The organism is Actinomadura sp. RB99 (genome assembly GCF_014706005.1).
Classification (GTDB): Bacteria; Actinomycetota; Actinomycetes; order Streptosporangiales; family Streptosporangiaceae; genus Spirillospora.
The window spans coordinates 11,700-33,575 of record NZ_JABMCA010000092.1 but is presented as its reverse complement, the minus strand read 5'-3'; the positions used below and the strand labels follow the sequence as shown (position 1 = coordinate 33,575).

Annotated in this window: 23 protein-coding genes; 15 read left to right on the top strand and 8 right to left on the bottom strand. The window is 73.6% G+C overall.

Annotated features, from left to right (window positions below; genetic code table 11):
• From amrb99_RS44055 to amrb99_RS44035, 5 genes are all read left to right on the top strand, one after another.
• Window positions 1-384, top strand: a 384-nt coding sequence (locus amrb99_RS44055; protein ID WP_190867917.1) for a helix-turn-helix domain-containing protein, incomplete at its 5' end; no start/stop codon positions are given.
• A 136-nt stretch (window positions 385-520) separates the two neighbouring features.
• A complete protein-coding gene (locus tag amrb99_RS44050; RefSeq protein ID WP_190867915.1) occupies window positions 521-877 on the top strand; it encodes an Lsr2 family protein in 357 nt (118 codons plus the stop codon).
• A gap of 17 nt (window positions 878-894) precedes the next feature.
• Window positions 895-1,224, top strand: coding sequence for an Lsr2 family protein (locus amrb99_RS44045; RefSeq protein WP_151547238.1), 330 nt, complete (start codon window positions 895-897; stop codon window positions 1,222-1,224).
• 198 nt (window positions 1,225-1,422) lie between these two features.
• Entirely contained in the window at window positions 1,423-3,300 is a 1,878-nt protein-coding gene (locus amrb99_RS44040) for a potassium transporter TrkA (protein ID WP_347257123.1), read from the top strand.
• A gap of 114 nt (window positions 3,301-3,414) precedes the next feature.
• Window positions 3,415-3,705 carry a hypothetical protein gene (locus amrb99_RS44035; protein WP_190867913.1) on the top strand — a complete coding sequence of 97 codons (291 nt, stop codon included), beginning with the start codon at window positions 3,415-3,417 and terminating at the stop codon, window positions 3,703-3,705.
• Between the two features lie 137 nt (window positions 3,706-3,842).
• Here the strand turns inward: amrb99_RS44035 and amrb99_RS44030 are convergent, their stop codons facing one another.
• Window positions 3,843-4,862: a hypothetical protein gene (locus tag amrb99_RS44030; protein WP_190867910.1), complete on the bottom strand. Its 1,020-nt coding sequence runs from the start codon at window positions 4,860-4,862 to the stop codon at window positions 3,843-3,845.
• A 214-nt stretch (window positions 4,863-5,076) separates the two neighbouring features.
• Here amrb99_RS44030 and amrb99_RS44025 point away from each other — a divergent pair, with 214 nt between their 5' ends.
• The 5 genes from amrb99_RS44025 to amrb99_RS44005 all read left to right on the top strand — a co-directional run bounded on the left by amrb99_RS44025 (window position 5,077) and on the right by amrb99_RS44005 (window position 9,345).
• The gene (locus amrb99_RS44025) at window positions 5,077-5,976 is read left to right on the top strand and encodes an EamA family transporter (protein ID WP_190867909.1); all 900 of its coding nucleotides are present in this window, start codon (window positions 5,077-5,079) and stop codon (window positions 5,974-5,976) included.
• 112 nt (window positions 5,977-6,088) lie between these two features.
• Window positions 6,089-7,438: a CNNM domain-containing protein gene (locus tag amrb99_RS44020; protein WP_190867906.1), complete on the top strand. Its 1,350-nt coding sequence runs from the start codon at window positions 6,089-6,091 to the stop codon at window positions 7,436-7,438.
• Window positions 7,435-8,451, top strand: coding sequence for a CNNM domain-containing protein (locus amrb99_RS44015; RefSeq protein WP_190867895.1), 1,017 nt, complete (start codon window positions 7,435-7,437; stop codon window positions 8,449-8,451). The genes amrb99_RS44020 and amrb99_RS44015 overlap by 4 nt, the downstream gene beginning before the upstream one ends.
• A gap of 60 nt (window positions 8,452-8,511) precedes the next feature.
• Window positions 8,512-8,799: an RNA polymerase subunit sigma-70 gene (locus amrb99_RS44010; RefSeq protein WP_241756503.1), complete on the top strand. Its 288-nt coding sequence runs from the start codon at window positions 8,512-8,514 to the stop codon at window positions 8,797-8,799.
• Window positions 8,800-8,802: 3 nt separating this feature from the next.
• Entirely contained in the window at window positions 8,803-9,345 is a 543-nt protein-coding gene (locus amrb99_RS44005) for a Clp protease N-terminal domain-containing protein (RefSeq protein WP_190867893.1), read from the top strand.
• Here amrb99_RS44005 and amrb99_RS52865 read toward each other — a convergent pair.
• Window positions 9,326-9,454 (bottom strand): hypothetical protein, encoded by a 129-nt coding sequence (locus amrb99_RS52865; protein ID WP_277820224.1) that lies wholly within the window; start codon window positions 9,452-9,454, stop codon window positions 9,326-9,328. The genes amrb99_RS44005 and amrb99_RS52865 overlap by 20 nt on opposite strands.
• Here amrb99_RS52865 and amrb99_RS44000 point away from each other — a divergent pair.
• A complete protein-coding gene (locus amrb99_RS44000) occupies window positions 9,453-10,832 on the top strand; it encodes an FAD-linked oxidase C-terminal domain-containing protein (RefSeq protein ID WP_190867891.1) in 1,380 nt (459 codons plus the stop codon). The two genes, amrb99_RS52865 and amrb99_RS44000, sit on opposite strands and share 2 nt — an antisense overlap.
• 40 nt (window positions 10,833-10,872) lie before the next feature.
• On the opposite strand, the gene amrb99_RS43995 is transcribed toward amrb99_RS44000, so the two are convergent.
• Together amrb99_RS43995 and amrb99_RS52860 are read right to left on the bottom strand one after the other, a co-directional pair.
• Window positions 10,873-11,868, bottom strand: coding sequence for a hypothetical protein (locus amrb99_RS43995; RefSeq protein ID WP_190867889.1), 996 nt, complete (start codon window positions 11,866-11,868; stop codon window positions 10,873-10,875).
• Window positions 11,865-11,999 (bottom strand): hypothetical protein, encoded by a 135-nt coding sequence (locus amrb99_RS52860; protein ID WP_277820223.1) that lies wholly within the window; start codon window positions 11,997-11,999, stop codon window positions 11,865-11,867. The genes amrb99_RS43995 and amrb99_RS52860 overlap by 4 nt, the downstream gene beginning before the upstream one ends.
• A 61-nt stretch (window positions 12,000-12,060) precedes the next feature.
• Between amrb99_RS52860 and amrb99_RS43990 the strand changes: the two genes are divergently transcribed.
• The gene (locus tag amrb99_RS43990) at window positions 12,061-12,357 is read left to right on the top strand and encodes a hypothetical protein (protein ID WP_190867887.1); all 297 of its coding nucleotides are present in this window, start codon (window positions 12,061-12,063) and stop codon (window positions 12,355-12,357) included.
• A gap of 293 nt (window positions 12,358-12,650) precedes the next feature.
• On the opposite strand, the gene amrb99_RS43985 is transcribed toward amrb99_RS43990, so the two are convergent.
• The 3 genes from amrb99_RS43985 to amrb99_RS43975 all read right to left on the bottom strand — a co-directional run bounded on the left by amrb99_RS43985 (window position 12,651) and on the right by amrb99_RS43975 (window position 16,698).
• On the bottom strand, window positions 12,651-13,451 hold the full coding sequence (locus amrb99_RS43985) for a carbon-nitrogen hydrolase family protein (RefSeq protein ID WP_190867885.1): 801 nt from the start codon (window positions 13,449-13,451) through the stop codon (window positions 12,651-12,653).
• Between the two features lie 43 nt (window positions 13,452-13,494).
• Entirely contained in the window at window positions 13,495-16,002 is a 2,508-nt protein-coding gene (locus amrb99_RS43980) for a DUF3516 domain-containing protein (RefSeq protein WP_190867883.1), read from the bottom strand.
• 99 nt (window positions 16,003-16,101) lie between these two features.
• Entirely contained in the window at window positions 16,102-16,698 is a 597-nt protein-coding gene (locus tag amrb99_RS43975) for an HD domain-containing protein (RefSeq protein ID WP_190867881.1), read from the bottom strand.
• 95 nt (window positions 16,699-16,793) lie between these two features.
• On the opposite strand from amrb99_RS43975, the gene amrb99_RS43970 reads away from it, so the two are divergent.
• Window positions 16,794-16,982, top strand: a complete 189-nt coding sequence (locus amrb99_RS43970) for a hypothetical protein (RefSeq protein WP_190867879.1) — start codon at window positions 16,794-16,796, stop codon at window positions 16,980-16,982.
• 127 nt (window positions 16,983-17,109) lie between these two features.
• Here the strand turns inward: amrb99_RS43970 and gndA are convergent, their stop codons facing one another.
• Window positions 17,110-18,534 (bottom strand): NADP-dependent phosphogluconate dehydrogenase, encoded by a 1,425-nt coding sequence (gene gndA / locus amrb99_RS43965; protein WP_190867877.1) that lies wholly within the window; start codon window positions 18,532-18,534, stop codon window positions 17,110-17,112.
• 153 nt (window positions 18,535-18,687) lie between these two features.
• On the opposite strand from gndA, the gene amrb99_RS43960 reads away from it, so the two are divergent.
• Together amrb99_RS43960 and amrb99_RS43955 are read left to right on the top strand one after the other, a co-directional pair.
• Window positions 18,688-19,437 (top strand): beta-phosphoglucomutase family hydrolase, encoded by a 750-nt coding sequence (locus amrb99_RS43960; RefSeq protein WP_190867924.1) that lies wholly within the window; start codon window positions 18,688-18,690, stop codon window positions 19,435-19,437.
• Window positions 19,434-21,839, top strand: a complete 2,406-nt coding sequence (locus amrb99_RS43955; RefSeq protein WP_190867875.1) for a glycoside hydrolase family 65 protein — start codon at window positions 19,434-19,436, stop codon at window positions 21,837-21,839. The genes amrb99_RS43960 and amrb99_RS43955 overlap by 4 nt, the downstream gene beginning before the upstream one ends.
• Window positions 21,840-21,876: the final 37 nt, after the last annotated feature.

The following is a 21,876-nucleotide window of genomic DNA, read 5'->3' as shown; positions in this document are numbered from 1 at the left end:
GGCGCCGCGGCGGGCCGGGCGAACGGGACGGGCCGCGGGTCCCGGCGCGGCGGGCTGCTCGTCCGCGCCGACGAGCACCTGCCGGAGCTGCTGCTGCAGGAGGGCGGCTCGCTGGCGGCGCTGGTGGCGGCGCGGCGGCTGGCCCCGCTGGAGGCCGCGGGCCCGCGGCAGGGCGTCCGGCTGGCGGAGACGCTGCTGGAGTGCATGAAGCACGGCTTCAACGCCACCGGCGCCGCCGAGGTGCTGTGCGTGCACCCGCAGACCGTCCGGTACCGGCTCGCGCAACTCCACGAGATGTTCGACTTCGACATCGAGGACCCCGATCTCCGCCTGGAGATGATGCTGCTGCTCAGCACCTGGATCCGGGCCCGTTCCTCTTCCTGAGCGCCTCCCGCCCGAACGGCGTGCCGATCCGCGCGCCTTTTCCGGTGCCGCGCCGCGCCGCGACGTCATGGTGGGGCGCGGAATCCGCTACGGTCAGGGGCGCCGCGTTGGCGAGGGGAAGGAACACAAGGTACAGATGGCCGAGAAGGTCATTCGAGTCGACGACATCGACGGCTCCGAAGGGGACGATGTCACCAAGCGGGACTTCGAGGTCCTGGGCCGGACGTTCACGATCGACCTCAGCGAGGACAACTACAAGCGGTTGAACGAGATGCTGGACGCGCTCGCGCCCTTCATCGAGAACGCCGCGGAGGTGAAGCCCGCGGGGAAGGGCCGCAAGCCTCGGGTAGCGAAGATCAAGGGCTACACGAACGGCGATGTCCGCGACTGGGCATTGCGCGAGGGCGTCGAAGTCTCCGAGCGTGGCAAGATATCGGATGAGGTCTATGCTGCATTCATCGACGCTCATCCGGACGCGAAGCCGGACGCATAGCTAGAGGGAGTCCCCGCATGGCACAGAAGGTCGAAGTCCTTCTCGTGGACGACATCGACGGTGGCGAGGCCGACGAGACGGTCAGCTTTTCACTCGATGGCACCAGTTACGAGATCGACCTGAGCAAGAAGAACGCCGCGAAGCTGCGCGACGGGCTGGAGCCGTTCGTGGCCGGTGCCCGCAAGGCGCGCAAGCCGGCGGGCAGGCAGGCCCGCGGCACGCGTACCGCGGGCAGCCGCGAGCGGTCCGCCGAGATTCGCGAGTGGGCGAAGAACCACGGCATCAAGGTCAATGAGCGGGGCCGTATCCCCGCCAATGTGATCGAGCAGTACGAGGCCGCGCACTAGCGCCGCGCGCGGCCGGCCGAGTTCCGGCAGAGCGCCGAGGGGCCGGAGTGAAATTCTCACTCCGGCCCCTCACGCATTAGTGCGCACCGGGCAAATCGCCTTTCGCTCGGCATTCCCCGAATTCCACATGCTGGACATCCTCGGCGGGCGAGTCGGTAGGGTGACGCCCGGGGGGACCGGCAAAGGGGGCAAGCGGGGTTGAAGCACGCGACGCGACGGGACCGTGTCCGGTACTGGTTCGACACGACGATGTCGAAGGGCACGCCGGCGCTCATCGGCTGGCTCGGGCTCGCGTCGGCGGCGCTCGTGCTCGTGGTGGCGACCGCCGCGGTCGTCCTCGCGCCGCGCGACAGCGACCGCAACGGGCACTGGCCCGGCATGGTGTGGCGCAGCCTGCTGCGCACCCTGGACCCCGGCACGATGGGCGGCGACAGCGGCGGCGTCGCGTTCCTCGGCCTGATGCTCGTCGCCACGGTCGGCGGCATCTTCATCGTCAGCTCGCTGATCGGCGTGCTCACCACCGGCCTGGAGAGCAAGATCACCGAGCTGCGGAAGGGCCGGTCGCGGATCGTCGAGCAGGGCCACACCGTGCTGCTCGGCTGGTCGGAGCAGGTGTTCACGGTCGTCGCCGAGCTGGTGGAGGCCAACCAGAGCGAGCGGCGCTCGTGCGTGGCGATCCTCGCCGACCGCGACAAGGTCGAGATGGAGGACGCCATCCGGGCGCGGGTCGGCGAGTTCGGCCGGACCCGGATCGTGTGCCGCACCGGCAACCCGCTGAAGGTCGCCGACCTGGAGCTGGTCAGCCCCGGCACCGCGCGGTCCATCATGGTGATCTCGCCGGAGGTCGAGGACGCCGACACCCACGTCATCAAGGTGCTGCTGTCGCTCGGCGCGCGCGCCTGGGAGCGGCGCCGCCCGCACGTCGTCGCCGCGGTGCACGACTCGGCGAACCTGCCCGCGGCCCGGCTGGCCGGCGGCGAGGCCGCGTGGGTCATCGACGCCGACGACATCGCGATCCGTCTGATCGTCCAGTCGCACCGGCAGTCCGGCCTGTCGCAGGTCTGCACCGACCTGCTGGACTTCGCCGGGCACGAGTTCTACATGCGCGCCGAGCCGTCGCTCGCGGGGCTGGCGTTCGGCGAGACGCTGTCGCGGTACGACCTCGGCGTCCCGGCGGGGCTGCGGCACAGCGACGGCACGGTCGCGCTGAACCCGCCGATGGACACCCCGGTCCGCGCCGACGACGAGATCATCGTGCTGGCCGAGGACGACCTGCTGATCCGGCTCGCGTCCGGGCCGCCGCCGCCCGTCCGGGAGCGGGCGATCACCACCGCGACCGCGCGGGAGCCGGTGCCGGAGCGCACCCTGCTGCTCGGCTGGAACCACCGCGCCCAGAAGATCATCGAGCTGCTGGACGACTTCCTCGCCCCCGGTTCGGCGCTGACGGTGGCCGCGCCGCGCGAGGACCCGACCGGCGGGCTCGGCCCGTTCGCCAACCTCAAGGTCGGCTTCGTGCGCGCCGAGCCGACCGACCGGCCGTCCCTGGAGTCCCTGGACGTCGGGTCCTACCAGCACGTCATCGTGCTGTCGGAGGCCGGCTACGACCGCGAGCACGCCGACGCGCGCACGCTGGTGACGCTGCTGCACCTGCGCGACATGGAGGACGCGCTCGGCGACCCGTTCTCCATCGTCAGCGAGATCAACGACGACGCCAACCGGGAGGTCGCGCAGGTCACCAAGGCCGACGACTTCGTGGTCAGCGACAAGCTGATCAGCCTGATGCTGACCCAGCTGAGCGAGAACCGGCACCTGTACGACGTGTTCGCCGACCTGCTCGACCCGGCCGGGTCGGAGATCTACCTCAAGCCCGCCTGCGACTACCTCGTGCCGGGCGGCACCGCCGACTTCGCGACGCTGATCGAGTCGGCGCGGCGCCGCGGCGAGGTCGCGCTCGGCTACCGGCTGAGCGACCGGTACCACGAGCCGCCCGGCTACGGCGTGGTGCTCAACCCGGACAAGACGGCCCCGCTGGTGCTGTCCGCGCACGACCGCGTCATCGTCCTCGCGGAGAACTGACGCCCGCCCGCGCACGGCCCGCGGTTACGGTCTGTCCGGAATGCGGGGCCGTGGAAATGCCGGTGCGCGAACGGCCACGGATCGCCCACAATTGGACCGACGGGGTGATCAATCGTGGGCGATCAGATGCTGCGCCTTGGAGCGCGCATAGCCGAGATCGAGGCGCTGTACGGCTGCGCGCTGGACGAGCGGGACGGCCGCGCCGCGCGCCGGCTGCTGGCCGAGCTGGCACGGGCGGGGGCCCTGCTGGCCGAGGAGGCCGACCGGGCGGCGGGGCCCGTGCGGCGCACCGCCGGGACGCGTCCCGGCCGGACGCGCCTGCGCCGCCGCATGGCCGGCACCCAACGCACCGCCGACCGCATCATCGCTGTGTTCTCACAAACCCGGCCCAAGGGCCTCGCCTAGCGGCTCGGCCCTTGACCGGGCTTGGGCGAGCGCGAACTCGCTTCGCGAGCTTCCCGGTGGGGGCTCGCCTTCGGCATCGCCCCCACCGGTCAGATAACGCGCTCGCGCGACGGCTTGACCTTGTGGTGCGGCCGACCCTAGTGCGTCTCTTCGTGGTCCTTGGGGAGGGCGAGTTCGGGGGCGGTGGGCAATGCCTCGGCGACCTCCTCGCGGAGGGCGCGTTCGGTGCGGTGGGCGTCCTCGGCCATGCCGCGGATCTCGGCGGCGGCCATCTCGTCGCCGACCGTGCCGGCGAGCAGGTCGCGGTAGCGGGCGTTCTGCTCCGGCAGCGCCGCCAGGACGCGCGACTCGTGGAAGGCGTCGTCGGCCTCGCCGACGCGGCGCGCGTACGCCTCCAGCGCCTCGATCCGGACGGTGACGGAGCGCGCCGACAGCGCGAGCGCGCGCTCCTGCGGTTCGAGCAGGGCCCGGACCCGCGGGGATAGTCGCTCGGTCTGCTGCACGACGCGCTCCCGGCGCAGCCGGGTGTGCTCGGCGAGCGTGGACGCGATCGCCCACTCCTGCCGGGGCAGCACGACCGTGTTGCCGACGTCGTCCAGCAGCCCGGTGCGGTGGGACTGCGAGCGGAGGACGGCGTCGATGGCGCTCTGGGCGCGGACCAGCAGCCGGGCCGCGGGCCGGTCGAAGTCGGCGGGCAGCAGGTAGCGGCCATGGTGCTCGCGGGCGGCGCGGGCGGCCGCGGGCTCGCGCAGGTGCCGCAGCGCGCCGACGACCCAGCCGGTGAAGCTGACGGCGGCGAGCAACACGGCGGCCTCCTGCTGCCCGAGCAGCAGCAGGAGGACCTGCAGCGCCGGGGTGAGCATCATCGCCAGGACGGGCAGCCTCCCCCACCGCAGCGCGCCGCCGACGAGGTCGTCCTGGTCGAGCGAGGCGAGGAAGAAGACCCGCAGCCAGCCGCCGGGCAGCACGCCGTAGAAGAAGGCGAACGCCGGGATCCACAGCATCCGGCCCGCGACGGTGGCGGCGGTCACGGCCGGCGGCGCGGGCGCGGGCAGGCTCGCCGCGACCAGCCGCTCCGGGGCGGCGGCGAGCACGGCGCGGTCCGCGACGGGAATGCCCGGGTCGAACACCGGACGGGGACGGCTCTCATCGTTCATCGGCGCTCCCCACCGCCTCAGGACGTCCCGCGGCCGGCGGTGCCGCCCGCGGGAGATCTGCCCGTTCTGCCTTCGTTCACTTGCTATCACTTGTGCCCAGCCATCCCCGGAATGTCACGAGATCCGGAAATTCGGGCCGCCCGAGCTGCCGCAGACCCTTTAGCCATGACCTAAATCAATGCCGGTGACGGCCCGTTCGCGGTGGGGTGGGCGGATGACCGTCGCCCTCGCCGTGATCCTCGCCGGAGTGCTGCACGCCGTCTGGAACGCGATCGCGAAGGGCGCGCCGGACCGGTGGGCCTCGTTCGCGCTGATCGGCCTCGGGGAGGCGCTGGTCGTGCTGCCGATGGGCGCGGTCGTCGGGCCGCCGGACCGGGCGGCATGGCCGTGGCTGCTGGCGTCGGTCGCCGTCCACATCGTCTACATGGGCCTGCTGCTCGTGTCGTACCAGCTCGGCGACTTCAGCCAGGTGTACCCGCTGGCGCGGGGCAGCGCGCCGCTGCTGGTGGCGGCCGTGGCGGCGGTGGTGCTCGGCGAGCGGCTCACGTGGGCGCAGGACGCGGGCGTCGCGGCGGTCTGCGGCGGGCTCGGCGTGCTGGCCTTCGCGGGCCGCCGCGACGGCGCCGGGAAAGGCGGCACGGACGCCGGAGGCGGCGTGGACACGGGTGGCGGCGTGGCGCGGGAGCGCGACCCGCGCGCCGTCGCGGCGGCGCTGCTGACCGGCGTGTCCATCGCGGCCTACACGCTCCTGGACGGCGTCGGGGTGCGGCACGCAGGCGGATCGCTGTCGTACACGTCGTGGATGTTCGGCATACAGGCGCCGGTGACGGTCGCGCTCGTGCTGGCCCTGCGCGGCCGCGCGACGATCACCCGGCTGGACCGGGCCGCCGCGCTGCGCGGCCTGGCGGGCGGCCTCATCTCGATGGCGGCGTACGGGATCGTGCTGTGGGCGCAGACGCGCGGGACGCTGGCGTCCGTGGCGGCGCTGCGCGAGACCGGGGTGATCTCGGGCGCGGTCATCGGCGCGGTGTTCTTCTCCGAGCGGCTCGGGCCGCGCCGGATCGCGGCGGCCTGCGTGGTCGCGGCGGGCGTCGTCCTCATCACGGCCCACTAGGCGGACCCCGGGGCCGTCCGCCGCACCGGACGGGCGGGCGGGTCTCGCGGCGCGTGCCGGCTGCTGGCAGGGTAGAAGGGATCTTGCCAGGGACGCGTGGAGGGGAGGGCCGGTGAACGGTGCGCTGGGCCTCCTCGCGGTGCTGGTGCTGACCGCCGCGACCGGCTACTTCGTCGCGCAGGAGTTCGCGTTCGTCACCGCGGACCGCCCCCTCTTGGACCAGCGGGCGGCGGAGGGCGACCGCGCGGCGCAGCGCGCCGTCCGGGTGATGGAGCGGCTGTCGTTCATGCTGTCGGGCGCGCAGCTCGGCATCACTGTGACCGCGCTGGTGGTGGGGTTCATCGCCAAGCCGGCGCTGGCCGACCTGATCTCGCCGGTGCTGTCGGCGGCGGGGGTGCCGCGCGGCGCGTCCGGCGGCGTCGCGGTCGCGCTCGGGTTCGTGCTGGCGACGGTGCTGCAGATGGTGCTGGGCGAGCTGTTCCCGAAGAACCTGGCGCTGGCGCGGGCGGAGGCGATGGCGCGGTGGCTGGCCGGGTCCACGCTGGTGTACCTGACGGTGGCGGCGCCCGTGATCCGGCTGTTCGACGCGGCGGCGAACCGGCTGGTGCGGGCCGTCGGGATCGAGCCGGTCGAGGAGCTGCACCACGGCGCGACGCTGGAGGAGCTCGGGCACATCATCGGCGAGTCGGGCGAGCAGTTCCAGGAGGCGCACGCCGACCTGCTGGAGCGCGCGCTGGTGTTCTCCGAGCGGGACGCCGAGGAGGTCATGGTGCCGCGGGTGGACGTGGTGACGGTGCCCGCGTCGGCGCGCGCGTCGGAGCTGAGCGAGGTCATCACCGCGAGCGGGCACTCCCGCTACCCGGTCGTCGGGGAGCGGGTCGACGACGTGGTCGGCATCGTGGGGCTGGACGAGCTGATCCTGCTCGGCCCGGAGGAGTCGGAGCGGACGCCGGTGGGCGCGATCGCCCGGCCGCCGCTGCTGCTGCCGTCGTCGCTGCCGCTGCCGGACGTGGTGGCGCGGCTGCGCGCCGCCGACGCGCCGGTGGCGTGCGTGGTCGACGAGTACGGCGGCTTCGCGGGGCTGATCACCTGGGAGGACGTCGCGGAGGAGCTGGTCGGGGAGATCGCCGACGAGCACGACCCGGACGAGGACCTGGCGATCCGGCGCGGCGAGTGGTGGACGACCGACGCGGGGCTGCGGGTGGACGAGGTGGCGCACGAGACCGGGATCGCGCTGCCGGAGGGCGACTACGAGACCGTCGCGGGCCTGCTGCTGCGGCGGCTCGGCCGGGTGGCGCGGCCCGGCGACGTGGTGCGGGTGGAGCTGGAGCAGTCCCGGCTGGACGAGCCGCCGCGCACCGCGGTGGTGGAGGTGCTGACGGTGCACCGGCACGTCCCGGAGCTGATCCGGATCCGGACGGTCGTCACGGCGCCCGGCGGGCGGGACGGCGGGGAGCGGTGAACCTGGCCCTGGGCGTCCCGGTGACGCTGGCGCTGCTGGCCGGCAACGGGTTCTTCGTCGCGACGGAGTTCGCGCTGGTGGCGGCGAAGCGGCCGCGGCTGGAGCGGGCCGCCGCGCGCGGGAGCCGGGCCGCGGGGGCGGCGGTGGCGGGGATCGGCGAGCTGTCGCTGACGCTCGCGGGCGCGCAGCTCGGCATCACGATGTGCTCGCTGGGGCTGGGCCTGGTGTCCGAGCCGGTGTTCACCGAGGCGCTCGCGCCGCTGTTCCACGCCGCGGGCCTGTCGGGCGGTGTGGCGCACGCGATCGGGTTCGTGATCGCGCTCGGCGTGGTGACGTTCCTGCACATGGTCGTCGGGGAGATGGCGCCGAAGTCGTTCTCGATCGCGGGGCCGGAGCGGTCGGCGACGGTGCTGGCGCTGCCGTTCCGGGCGTTCACGACGGTCGTCCGGCCGGTGCTGGCGGCCCTGAACGGCGCGACGAACCTGCTGCTGCGCGCGGCGGGCGTGCATCCGGGCGAGACGCGGGAGGTGTCGCGGACGCCGGAGCAGCTGCGCAGCATCGCCGAGGACTCGCGGCGGCTGGGGCTGATCGGGCAGCGCGACCTGACCCTGCTGACCGCCGCGCTGGACGCGCCGCGCGCGCCGCTGTCGGGGCTGGTGGTGCCGGTGTCGGAGATCGTGTCGGTGCCGCCGGAGGCGTCGCCGCAGGAGATCGTCGACACCGCGGCGCGCACCGGCCGGGTCCGGATCATGCTGCGCGGCTCCGGCCGGGGGCAGGCGCGGATGGTGCACGTCCGCGACGCCTACCTGGCGCGGGCGCGCGGCCGGGACACCACGGCCGGGGAGCTGGCGCATCCGGTGCCGGCGATGCCGGTGAGCACGCCGGTCGGCGAGGCCGTCGCGACGCTGCGGGCGCGGCACAGCCAACTCGGCCTGGCGGTCGGCCCGGACGGGCGGGTGGCGGGGCTGGTCAGCCTGGACGACCTGCTCACCACGCTGCTGGAACTCTCCTGACACGGATCGCGCGTCAACATCGGTTGACAGCGGCCCGGATGTCAACCTACATTGACAGGCATGAGCGATGGAGTGACGCTCGCCCAGGAGGCGAGCAGCAGGGACCCGGCGGTCGGCCTGCGGGCCGTCCGCGCGCTGCGCGAGCTGGCCGAGCGGCTGGAGGCGCTGCAGGTGGCCAGCGCCCGGGAGCAGGGCTGGTCCTGGCAGGACATCGCGGTCTGCCTCGGCGTGAGCCGGCAGGCCGTCCACAAGAAGCACGGCGGCGGGCGCCGCCTCTCCCTTCCGACGAGGTCGGCCGGGGGGCGCGGGGGGTCGTCCCCCCTCGGAAAAGCAGAGAAGGAGCAGTAGGAGATGTTCGAGCGCTTCACCGAGGACGCGCGGCGGGTCGTCGTCCTCGCCCAGGAGGACGCCCGCATGCTGAACCACCACCACATCGGCACCGAACACCTGCTGCTCGCGTTCTGCGCCCACGACAACGCCCTGAGCGGGACGCTGCGGGCGCACGGGCTGGAGCCGTCCGGTCTGCGGGCCCGGGTCGCCCGCCACGGCGACGACCCGCTCGACCCGGATGCCCTGCGCACCCTCGGCATCGACCTGGACGCCGTCCGGGAGGCGACGGAGGAGGTCTTCGGCGAGGGCGCCCTCGACGCCCCGCCCGGGCGCAAGCGCCCGACCGGCCACATCCCGTTCACGCCGCAGGCCAAGAAGGCCCTGGAGCTGAGCCTGCGGCACGCGGTGCGGCTCAAGCAGAAGCAGATCCGCAGCGGCCACATCCTGCTCGGCGTCCTGCACGACGACGACTTCCTGGCGGTGCGGCTCGCGGCCGAGGCGGGCGTCGACGTCCGGGGACTGCGCGCCGACATCACCCGGCTGCTCACAGCCGAGGCTGCCTGACCACCGCGCCGACCGCGGGGCCGACCACCGTGCCGACCGCCGTGTGCACCGCCGGGCCGACCACCGCGCCCGTCCGCGCGCGAGCGATGATGTGATTTCGTGGGGACATGCCCGCTTTCCTGGACGCCCTCCGCGCCGCCCTCCCCGCCACCCGGCTCGTCACCGACCCGGACGTGGTCGCCTCCTACGCGCACGACGAGGCGGAGTGGGCGCCGCACGGGACGCCCGCCGCGCTCGTCCGCGCCGGGTCCACCGAGGACGTCCGGGCCGTGGTGGCGGCGTGCGCCGAGCACGGCGTCCCGGTCGTCCCGCGCGGCGCCGGCACGGGGCTGTCCGGCGGCGCGAACGCCCTGGACGGGTGCGTGCTGCTGTCGCTGGAGGCGATGAACGAGATCGTCGAGATCGACGCCGCCGAGCGGCTCGCGGTCGTCCAGCCCGGGGTCGTCAACGACGCGCTGCGGCTCGCCGCCGCCGAGCGGGGCCTGTGGTACCCGCCGGACCCGGCCAGCTCGCCGTGGTCCACGATCGGCGGCAACGTGGCGACCAACGCCGGCGGGGTCTGCTGCGTCAAGTACGGCGTGACCCGCGACTACGTGCTGGCCGTGCAGGCCGTGGTCGGGCGCGGCGAGGTGGTGCGGCTGGGCCGCCGCACCGCCAAGGGCGTCGCCGGGTACGACCTGTGCGGGCTGATGGTCGGCTCGGAGGGCACGCTCGGCGTGATCACCGAGATCACCGTGCGGCTGCGCGGCGCCCGCGCCCCCGAGCACACCGTCGTCGGGTACTTCGACACCCTGCGGGACGCGGGCGAGGCGGTCAGCCGCGTCACCGCCGCCGGGATCGTGCCGAGCGCGCTGGAACTGGTCGACCGGCACTGCCTGGAGGCGGTCGACGCGTGGCGGAACATGGGGCTGTCCGCCGACGCGAACGTCCTGCTCCTCGGCCGCACCGACCTTCCCGGGGAGGCGGGCGAGGCGGAGGCCGACGCGATGGCCGCCCTGTTCAAGGAGGCCGGCGCGACCTGGAGCGCCCGCTCGTCCGACGAGGCGGAGGCCGAGGCGCTGTTCGCCGCGCGGCGGCTCGCCTACCCGGCGCTGGAGCGGCTCGGCCCCGTCCTCACCGAGGACGTGTGCGTCCCGCGCGCGCTCGTCCCGGAGATGCTGGCCCGCATCGAGGCGGCCGCGTCCGACACCGGCACCCACATCGCCAACATCGCGCACGCCGGCGACGGCAACCTGCACCCGCTGATCATCGCGCCCGCGGGCGACGACGACGCGCGGGTGCGGGCCCAGCGGGCGTTCGACCGGATCGTGGCGGACGCCCTCGACCTCGGCGGCACCGTCACCGGCGAGCACGGCGTCGGCCTGCTCAAGCGGCGCGGCCTGCACGCCGAGCTGGAGCCGGCGGTGATCGCCATGCACCGCGCGGTCAAGGACGCGCTGGACCCGGCGGGCGTCTTCAACCCGGGCAAGGTGTTCGGGACGCCCTGAGCCGGGCGCGGCGCGGGGAGGCCGGCGCTCCCCGGCGGGTTCAGCCGCGCGCCGCCTCCCAGCCCTGGACCAGCTCGGCGGTCGCGTCGCCGACCAGCCCGACGGTCAGCCGCCCGTCCTCGCCCTGCTCGATCCGGACCCCGACCGGCCGCAGGTCGGGGACGCGGCCGCTGTAGAACCCGGCGCGCTCCTCCATCCGCTCGTACTCCCCCGGACGCCACCAGTAGAGCTGCGGGCTGATCGGCCGCTCCCCGTTCCCGGCGAGCCGGTCCGCCACCTCCTGCATCGTCTTGAGCGCCAGGACGAGGTGCTGGTCGTTCCCGATCTCGTGCACCGCGACGTACTCCGGCAGCGGGAAGGCGACGAGGGCGCCGAACGGCAGCGGCCCCGGGAAGTGGCGGCGCAGCACGTGCGCGTGGGCGCCGATGTAGCGGTGCTGCTCGCCGATGTGCGCGATCTTCACGCCGTCGACGTCGGTGGCCTGCACGTAGTGCGGCTCGGCCTCGATGGAACGGGCCAGCGCGGCGCCGAACGCCTCGTGCTCGGGCACGTCGCCGAGGTCGGCCCGGTTCAGCGGGACGATCGAGTCGGGCAGGTCGGCGACGACCGTCTCCAGCAGCCCCGGGGCGAGCGGCCGGGTCACCAGCGCGGCCCGCATCCGCTCGTCGAGCGCGCTCTCCGGGTAGAGCCGGACGCGCAGGCTCCCCTCCTCCAGCATGCGCCGCGCGCCTCCGCCGGCGGGCGCGGCGGCGGGCCCGCGCTCGATCGCCTGGACGGCCCGGTCGGCGTACTGCGCGGCGAGCCCGGGCAGGTCGGCGCGCGAGTTGCGGCCGGCGTAGGCCCGCCACTCGGAGATGTCCGCGCGCGCTTGGGAGCCGTCCTTGAACGTGATGGCGACCGTGTTCGGGTCGGGCAGCGAGCACGGGTATCCGCGCCGTGCGAAGGCGTCGATGAGGGCGGCGGCGATGGCGTCGTTCGGGTTCATGGTCATGTACGACCCGTCCCGGGCCGCCGGGGTTCCCGTGATCTCGATCATTTCGCGTAGTAGCGGGTGAGGGCGGCGACGCAGGCGGCCTGCCGGGCCGGGTCGCCGGGGAACCTGCGGCGGCACTCCGGGCCGATCCACGACGGGGCGGCCGGGCGCGCGGTCTGCGGTTTGGACGGCACGTGCGGGCGCGGCGCGGGCCGGGGGCGGGGCCGTGGGCGCGGGGACCTGTGCGGTGGTTGCGTGGCGGACGGGCGGGCGTGCACCGGACCCGCCTGCGCGTGCCCGTCCCCCGACGACCCGCGCGGCGCCGCCGTCCCCGACGGTCCGCCTCCTGGCCGCGCCCCTGGCGGGTCGTCCTGCGTGTTCACCGGGCCGCCGGGCACGGGAGCGGGCACGTCCGGCGCGACTCCCGATCCGGCTCCAGGCAGCGTCGCCGACGGGCCGGACGGCGACGCCGGTGCGGCCGACGCGGGCGCGGCCGGACTCACCGCGTCCGGCCGGAGGCTTCTCGCCGGGGGCTCGCGCCTCGTTCCGTAGCCGATCACGCCGATGATGCCCGCCGCCAGGACGAGGGCGAGCGCAGCGGCCGGGAACGGCGAGCGACCGCGAGAGACCAAGGCCGCGCGGGCGCCGAACAGGCGGGAGCGGAGAGGCGGGCGGGGCGTGGCGCGGGTGTATCCGGCCGGGGGGAGGTCACGGGATTCGGGCACGGTCCGATCGTCACGGTCCGCGCACGGCCGCACACGGAGAATGCCAGAGACCGTTGCCCGCTCGATACAGTCACGGACCCCGCGGCCCCCGGCGGGCGGTCGGGTGAGGCCCAGGTCAGGTCAGGGCAGCGGGACGGTGGTGAAGCGGCGCAGCGACAGCGCCGGGTTCTTCTTTCGCACGGCCGCGACCCGCTCGGGCGACACGTCGGCGGACGCGGTGCCGGTCGTCTCCCCCAGCGCCGCGACGACGACGCCCATCGGATCGACGATCATGCTGTTGCCCGCGCCGGTCGGGGCGCACTGGTCGGCGGCCGCCACGTAGATCGTGTTCTCGATCGCGCGGGCCCGCACGAGCGTGCGCCAGTGGTCCTCCTTGAGCGGCCCCGGCACCCACTCGGCGGGCAGCGCGAGCACGTCCGCGCCCGCGTCCACGATCCGCCGCGTCACCTCGGGGAACCGGACGTCGTAGCAGGTCTGCATGCCGAACCGCACGCCGTCCACGGTGAACGTCTCCGGGTCGCCGATCGGGCCGGGCCGGACGACCTCCGACTCCTTGTAGCCGAACGCGTCGTACAGGTGCGTCTTGCGGTAGGTCGCGGCGACGGCGCCGTCCGGGCCGATCGCGAGGAGGGTGTTGGAGATCCGGCCGGGGTCGTCGAGCCGCTCGTTCACGCCCGCCACCACGTGCACGTCGTGCCGGCGCGCCAGCTCACCGAGCCCGGCCGCGAACGGGCCGTCCAGCGGCTCGGCCGTGTCGAGGAAGCGCCGGTCCAGCTTCGGCGCGGTGAACATCGCGAACTCCGGGAACACGACGACCCGCGCGCCGCGCCCCGCCGCCTCCGCGGCGAGCTTGCCGATCGCCGCCAGGTTGGCGTCCTTGTCCTCACCCGGCGCGAACTGCGCGACCGCTACCTGCACCATCTCGGCCCTCCCGTCCCGTCCGGCCGGTTCCCCGCCCGGCCGATCACATGCGGTCCACGGCGGTGACCCGGACGACCGCCGCGCCCTCCTGGTCGGAGCCCGCCAGGTCGACCTCGGCGGAGATGCCCCAGTCGTGGTCGCCCGCCGGGTCGTCGAACACCTGCCGGACCCGCCACAGCGCGTCCTCCGGCACCTCCTCGATCCGCAGCAGCTTCGGCCCGCGCGCGTCCGGGCCGGTGAGCAGCTCGTCGTGGTCGTCGAAGTAGCCGTCCATCGCCTCCCGCCAGGCGTCCTCGCCGAAGTCGGGGTCCATCTCGCCGAGCTCCCGGTACCGCTCCAGCGCCGCCAGCTCCACCCGGCGGAACATCGCGTTGCGGACCAGCACCCGGAACGCCCGCGCGTTCGCGGTCACCTTCGTGACCCGGTCCTCGATCGGCTCGTCCACGGCCTCGTCGGCCGGGTTGGCGAGCTGCTCCCACTCGTCCAGGAGGCTGGAGTCCACCTGCCGCACCAGCTCGCCGAGCCACTCGATCAGGTCGATGAGGTCGTCGGTCTTGATCGACTCGGGGACGGTCTGCTGCAGCGCCTTGTACGCGCCCGACAGGTACCGCAGCACCAGCCCCTCGGCCCTGGCCAGCTCGTAGTACCCGATGTACTCGGTGAACGTCATCGCCCGCTCGTACATGTCCCGGACGACCGACTTCGGCCGCAGCGGATGGTCGCCGACCCACGGGTGCCCGGCCCGGTAGATCTCGTACGCGGCGTCGAGCTCCTCCTCCAGCGGCTTCGGGTGGTCGACGTCCTGGAGCAGCTCCATCCGCTCCTCGTACTCGATCCCCTCCGCCTTCATCTCCTGGACGGCCTCGCCGCGCGCCTTGTTGACCTGCGCGGCGAGGATCTGCCGCGGGTCGTCCAGCGTCGCCTCGATCACCGACAGCACGTCCAGCGCGTACGACGGCGACGCCGGGTCCAGCACCTCGAACGCGGCCAGCGCGAACGTCGACAGCGGCTGGTTGAGCGCGAAGTCCTCCTGGAGGTCCACGGTGATCCGCGCGTACCGGCCGAGGTCGTCGGGCTCCGGCAGCACCTCCACCACCCCGCCGGCCAGCAGCGACCGGTAGATCGCGATGGCCCGGGAGATGTGCCGGCGCTGCGCCGACGGCTCCTCGTGGTTGTCGGTCAGCAGCCGCTTCATCGCCTGGAACGCGTTGCCCGGACGGGCGATCACCGACAGCAGCATCGCGTGCGACACCTGGAACCGGGACCGGAGCATCTCCGGCTCGGCGTCCTGGAGCTTCTTGAAGACCTCCTCGTCCCAGCCGACGAACCCCTCCGGCGGCTTCTTGCGCTGCACCTTCCGCCGCTTCTTCGGGTCGTCGCCCGCCTTGGCGAGGGCCTTCTCGTTCTCCACCACGTGCTCGGGCGCCTGCGCGACGACGAACCCGACGGTGTCGAACCCGGCGCGCCCGGCCCGCCCGGCGATCTGGTGGAACTCCCGCGCCCGCAGCCGCCGCACCCGGTGCCCGTCGTACTTGCTCAGCGCGGTGAACACCACCGTCCTGATCGGGACGTTCACCCCGACGCCCAGCGTGTCCGTCCCGCAGATGACCTTCAGCAGCCCCGCCTGCGCGAGCCGCTCCACCAGCCGCCGGTACTTCGGCAGCATCCCGGCGTGGTGCACCCCGATCCCGTGCCGGACGAACCGGGACAGGTTCCGCCCGAACTTCGTGGTGAACCGGAACCCGCCGATCAGCTCGGCGATCCGCGCCTTCTCCGCCTTCGTGCACACGTTGATGCTCATCAGCGACTGCGCCCGCTCGATCGCCGCGGCCTGCGTGAAGTGCACCAGGTAGATCGGCGCCTTCTGCTCGGCGAGCAGCTCCTCGATCGTCTCGTGCAGCGGCGTCACCCGGTAGTCGTAGATCAGCGGGACGGGCCGCTCCGCCGACGTCACCAGCGCGGTCGGCCGGCCCGTGCGGCGCGTCAGGTCCTTCTGGAAGAACGACACGTCGCCGAGCGTCGCCGACATCAGCAGGAACTGGGTCTGCGGCAGCTCCAGCAGCGGGATCTGCCACGCCCAGCCCCGCTCCGGCTCGGCGTAGAAGTGGAACTCGTCCATCACGACCACGCCGATGTCGGCGTCGGCGCCGTCCCGCAGCGCGATGTTCGCCAGCACCTCGGCGGTGCAGCACACGATCGGCGCGTCCGCGTTCACGCTGGCGTCGCCGGTCATCATCCCGACGTTCTCGCGGCCGAACATCTCGCACAGGTCGAAGAACTTCTCCGACACCAGCGCCTTGATCGGCGCCGTGTAGAACCCGACCTGGTCCTTGCCGAGCGCCGCGAACAGCGCCCCCGCCGCCACCAGGCTCTTGCCGGACCCGGTCGGCGTCGAGAGGATCACGTTGGCGCCCGAGACGACCTCGATGAGCGCCTCCTCCTGCGCGGGGTACAGCGTGATCCCGCGCCCGGACACCCATCGCTCGAACGCCTCGAACAGCGAATCGGGATCGGCGTCGGTACCGGAAGGAAGCTCATCGATCAGACTCACTCCTCCATCCTGCCCCGGATCGCCCACTGCTCGCGTCACCCGCCGCCGCGCGGCCCGTCCGAGCGGTGAGGACGGGCGGCCCGAAAGGGCCGCCCGGCGTCAGACGAGCGTGTGACCGTACTCGGCCGCCAGGGGCTCCAGATCAGGCTCGCCGTAGAGCTCGCGCATCGCCTTGAACGCCGCGACCTTGTCGCCGCCGAACCGCCGCACGTGCACCGCGAAGGACGAGGCGTTGACGAACGCGGGCGGGTCGGTCTTGCTGTGGAACTTGTCCGCGTACATGACGAGCCGCTCCTCGCCCGTCTCGGCCAGGTAGTCGGCGCGGGGCAGGGGCAGGTTCTGCCGCTCGACGTCGTCCCTGGTCAGCCCCATCCCGGTGTGGTGCGAGCAGAACCGGCAGAGCGCCTCGGGGAGCCCCTCCCCCGCGAGCGCCTCGTGCCCGAGCACCCCGTGCCGGATGTACTGCTTGTGGTCGAGCTCCCCGGTGACGTCGTACAGCCGGTACACGCCGACGTCGTGCAGCAGGCACCCGGCCCGCACGAGCTCCTTGTCGACGTCCAGGCCGCCGGCGTCCATCAGCTGCTCGGCGATCCGGCACACGATCACGCAGTGCGTCCAGACCAGCTCGAACGCCCCGCGGCCCGGCGCCAGCCGCTCGTGCAACGCCCGAATCTCGCCGTCCTCCGGTATCCGCACGCGCCCGACCCTATCCGGGCGTCCGGCGGCCGGTTAGGGAGCGGACGTTCGGTTAGAACGTGCTGGACGAAACAGCGAGACGAGGAGACGGAGCCATGGCGAAGAAGAAGTACGACCCCGCCGACCGGGGCCCCGGCGCCAGCTCGGGGCACGAGGAGCTGCCGCACGAGCGGATCGTGCCCGGGAACGGGAGCGCCGCGGAGGGCTACGAGTCCAGGGAGGGGAGCGGGACCCGGGACGGCAACCCGATCGCGGGCGTGGAGCGGGAGGACGGCGACGCGTGACGGGCCCGGGACCGGGCCCGTCCGGCGCCCGCCGCTGATCGCCGGACGCCGGCCGGGCCCCATACGCCTCGGGGCGGCCGTCAGGACGCCGGCAGGGGGCGCCCCCGCTCCCCGGCGAGAGCGCCGGTCAGGACGTGACCTCTGTGCGGTCGCCGCCCCAGAGGGTGTGGAAGGAGCCGTCGCGGTCGACACGGCGGTAGGTGTGCGCGCCGAAGAAGTCGCGCTGGCCCTGCGTGAGCGCGGCGGGCAGCCGGTCGGCGCGCAGCGAGTCGTAGTAGGCGAGCGCGGTGGCGAACCCCGGCGCGGGGACGCCGATGCGGGCGGCGGTGGCGACGACGTCGCGCCAGGCGTCCTGGGCGTCGCCGAGGGCCTCGGCGAAGTGGTCGTCGGTGAGCAGCGTCGGCGTGGACGGGTCGGCCTCGTACGCGGCGCGGATCCGGTCGAGGAACCGGGCCCGGATGATGCAGCCGCCGCGCCAGATCGTGGCCATCGCGCCGGAGTCGATGTCCCAGCCGTACTCGGCGCTGCCCGCCTGGATCTCGTGGAAGCCCTGCGCGTAGGCGACGATCTTGGACGCGTACAGCGCCTTCTCGACCTTGTCGGCGAAGCCGGCGTCGCCGGCGGTGCCGCGCGCCGGGCCCGGCAGGTTCCGGGACGCCTCGCGCAGGTCCGCGTGGCCCGAGACGGACCGGGCGAACACGGCCTCGGCGATGCCGCCGACGGGGACGCCGAGGTCCAGGGCCGTCTGGACGGTCCAGCGGCCGGTGCCCTTCTGCTCGGCCTGGTCCAGCACCACGTCCACGAACGGCTTCCCGGTCGCGGCGTCGGTGTGCGCGAGCACCTCGGCGGTGATCTCGATCAGGTAGGACTCCAGCCGGCCGGTGTTCCAGGTGCGGAACACCTCGGCGATCTCCGCGGGCGCGAGCCCCGCGGCGTGCCGCAGCAGGTCGTAGGACTCCGCGATCAGCTGCATGTCGGAGTACTCGATGCCGTTGTGCACCATTTTCACGAAATGCCCGGCACCATCCGGGCCGACGTGGGTACAGCAGGGCGTCCCGTCGACCTTCGCGGCGATGTCCTCCAGCAGCGGGCCCAGCGCCTCGTAGGACTCGGCGGAGCCGCCCGGCATGATGCTCGGGCCGTGCAGCGCCCCCTCCTCGCCGCCGGAGATGCCGGTGCCGACGAAGTGGATCCCGCGCTCGCGCAGCGCGGCCTCGCGGCGGCGGGTGTCGGCGAAGTGCGCGTTGCCCCCGTCCACGATCATGTCGCTGGGCTCCAGCAGCGGCGCGAACTCGTCGATCACCGCGTCGGTCGGCGCGCCCGCCTTCACCATGATCACCAGGCGGCGGGGCCGCTCCAGCGACGCGACGAACTGCTCGGCGGTCTCGGCGGGCAGGAAGGTCCCCTCGCCGCCGAACTCCTCCACCAGCGCCTTCGTACGGGCCGCGGTGCGGTTGTGCACGGCGACGGGATGACCGTGCCGGGCGAGGTTGCGGGCCAGGTTGCGGCCCATCACCGCGAGCCCGGTGACGCCTATACGCGCCGTTTCCATTGGTTCTCTCCTCTTCGTGTGCCACCCTGGCCAAGGGGTCGTACGACGATCATGATCCCCCCGTTCGAACGCCGGCCCCGCATGTCCTGTTCCGGCACGGGAACGGGAACGGACGTTGAGAGCGATTCCGATCGTGTCATCCAGGGGGTGCGGATGCTGGGACTGCCGGACGCGGCGGCGGCGTGTCTGTTCGATCTCGACGGGGTGCTTACCCGCACCGCGGCCGTGCACGCGGCGGCGTGGAAGGAGATGTTCGACGGCTACCTGCGCGAACGCGCGGACCGGACCGGTGAGCCGTTCGTCCCCTTCGACCCGGTGAAGGACTACGGGACGTACGTCGACGGCAAGAAGCGCGAGGACGGGACGCGCTCGTTCCTGGAGTCGCGCGGCATCACGCTGCCCGAGGGCGACCCGGACGACCCGCCGGAGAACGCCACCGTGCGCGGCCTCGGGAACCGCAAGAACGCCCTGGTCCTGGAGCTGATCCGGACCAAGGGCGTGGAGACCTTCGACGGGTCGATCGACTTCGTCCGCGCGGCCCGCGAGGCCGGGCTGCGGACGGCGGTGGTGTCCTCCAGCGCCAACACCGTGCAGGTGCTGCGCTCGGTCGGGATCACCGACCTGTTCGACGCCCGGGTGGACGGCGTCGTCGCGGCGCGGCGGAACCTGCCCGGCAAGCCCGCGCCCGACATGTTCCTCGCGGGGGCGAAGGAGCTGGACGTGCCCGCGAGCCGGGCCGTGGTGTTCGAGGACGCGCTCGCCGGCGTGGAGGCCGGCCGGGCGGGCGGGTTCGCGTACGTGGTGGGCGTCAACCGGGTCGACGGCGACCACGCGAAGGAGCTCGCCGCGCACGGCGCCGACGTGGTGGTGAACGACCTGTCCGAGCTGCTGGAGGACAAGTGACGGACCCGGAGGGACAGACCAGCGTCGACCGGCCCGTGTTCACCGTGGAGCCCTGGTGCGTCCGCGAACCGGAGCTGCGGCTGGACCGGCTGGCGCAGAGCGAGTCGGTGTTCGCGCTGTCGAACGGCCATCTCGGCCTGCGCGGCAACCTCGACGAGGGGGAGCCGCATGGCCTGCCGGGCACCTACCTCAACTCCTTCTACGAGCAGCGGCCGCTGCCGCAGGCGGAGACCGCCTACGGCTACCCCGAGTCGGGGCAGACGGTCATCAACGTCACCAACGGCAAGGTGATCCGGCTGCTGGTGGACGACGAGCCGCTGGACGTGCGGTACGGGCGCGTCCACCACCACGAGCGCGTCCTGGACATGCAGGCCGGGACGCTGACACGGCACGTGGAGTGGACGTCGCCCGCCGACCAGCGCATCCGGGTGACCTCCACGCGGCTGGTGTCGCTGACGCAGCGCGCGGTCGCGGCGATCTGCTACGACGTGGAGCCGGTCCACCAGTCCATGCGGGTGGTCGCGCAGTCGGAGCTGGTCGCCAACGAGGCGCTGCCGGACGGCGACAAGGACCCGCGCGCGTCGGCGATCCTCGACCATCCGCTGATCAGCGAGGAGCACGTCGCCAACGGCACGAAGGTGCTGCTGCTGCACCGGACGCGGCAGAGCGGGCTGCGGATGGCGGCCGGCATGTCGCACCACATCGAGGGCCCCGAGTCGATGGCGATCGAGACGGAGAGCTCGCCGGACGTGGGCCGGCTGACGGTCGCGACGCGGCTGGAGCCGGGGCAGCGGCTGCGGATCATCAAGTACCTGGCGTACGGGTGGTCGAGCCAGCGGTCCCGGCCGGCGCTGCACGACCAGGTGGTCGGGGCGCTGGCGGGCGCGCGGCAGACCGGCTGGGAGGGGCTGCTGGCCGAGCAGCGGCACTTCCTGGACGACTTCTGGTGCGGCGCGGACGTGGAGGTCGACGGCGACGCCGAGATCCAGCAGGCGGTCCGGTTCGGGCTCTTCCACACCCTGCAGGCCGGCGCGCGCGCGGAACGGCGCATGATCCCGGCCAAGGGCCTGACGGGTCCGGGTTACGACGGGCACACGTTCTGGGACACCGAGACGTTCGTGATGCCGGTGCTGACCTACACCGCGCCGGACGCCGCCGCCGACGCGCTCGCCTGGCGGCACATGACGCTGCCGCTGGCGTGCGAGCGGGCCGCCCAGCTCGGGCTGACCGGCGCCGCGTTCCCATGGCGGACGATCCGCGGCCACGAGTGCTCCGGCTACTGGCCCGCCGGGACCGCGGCGTTCCACATCAACGCCGACATCGCCGACGCCGTCGTCCGGTACGTGGACGCCACCCAGGACGAGCGGTTCGAGCGGGAGATCGGGCTGGAGATCCTGGTCCAGACGGCGCGGCTGTGGCGCAGCCTCGGCCACCACGACGTCGGCGGGGTGTTCCGCATCGACGGCGTCACCGGCCCGGACGAGTACAGCGCGGTCGTGGACAACAACGTCTACACCAACCTCATGGCCCGCCGGAACCTGCTGGAGGCGGCGGAGACGGCGATGCGCCATCCCGACATGTGCGACCGGCTCGGCGTGGACGCCGAGGAGGCCGCGTCGTGGCGGGACGCGGCGTCGGCGATGGTGATCCCCTACGACGAGCGGCTGGGCGTCCACCCGCAGAGCGAGAACTTCACCAACCACGCGCGCTGGGACTTCGCGGCGACCAAGCCGGACCACTACCCGCTGCTGCTGAACTACCCCTACTTCGACCTGTACCGCAAGCAGGTCGTGAAGCAGGCGGACCTGGTGCTGGCCCTGCACCTGTGCGGGGAGGAGTTCACCGACGAGCAGAAGGCCCGGAACTTCGAGTACTACGAGAGCCTGACGGTGCGCGACTCGTCGCTGTCGGCGCAGACGCAGGCGGTCGTGGCGGCCGAGGTCGGGCACCTGGAGCTGGCGCACGACTATCTCGGCGAGACCTCGCTGATGGACCTGCACGACCTGAACCGCAACACCCGCGACGGGCTGCACGTGGCGTCGATGGCGGGCGCGTGGAGCGGGCTCGTCGCCGGGTTCGGCGGGATGCGGGCGAGCGGCGGGCGGCTGCGGTTCGCGCCGCGGCTGCCGGGCGGCATCAGCCGGCTGGCGTTCCGGATGCGGTACCGGGGCAGCCGGGTGCGGGTCGAGGTGACCGGGGAGTCGGCCGCCTACGAGCTGCTGGACGGCCCGGCCATCACGCTGTGGCACCACGGCGAGGAGTTCGAGCTCGCGGACGAGCCGGTCGAGCTGCCGATCGAGCAGGTCCCGACCCGTCCGGCGCCGACCCAGCCGACCGGGCGGGAGCCGGCGCCGCGCCGCATCGACCCGCACAGCAGGGAGCCGCGGCCCGGCATCACCTGACCCGGTGCGCCGCCGGCCGCTTCCGGCCCCGGTCCGG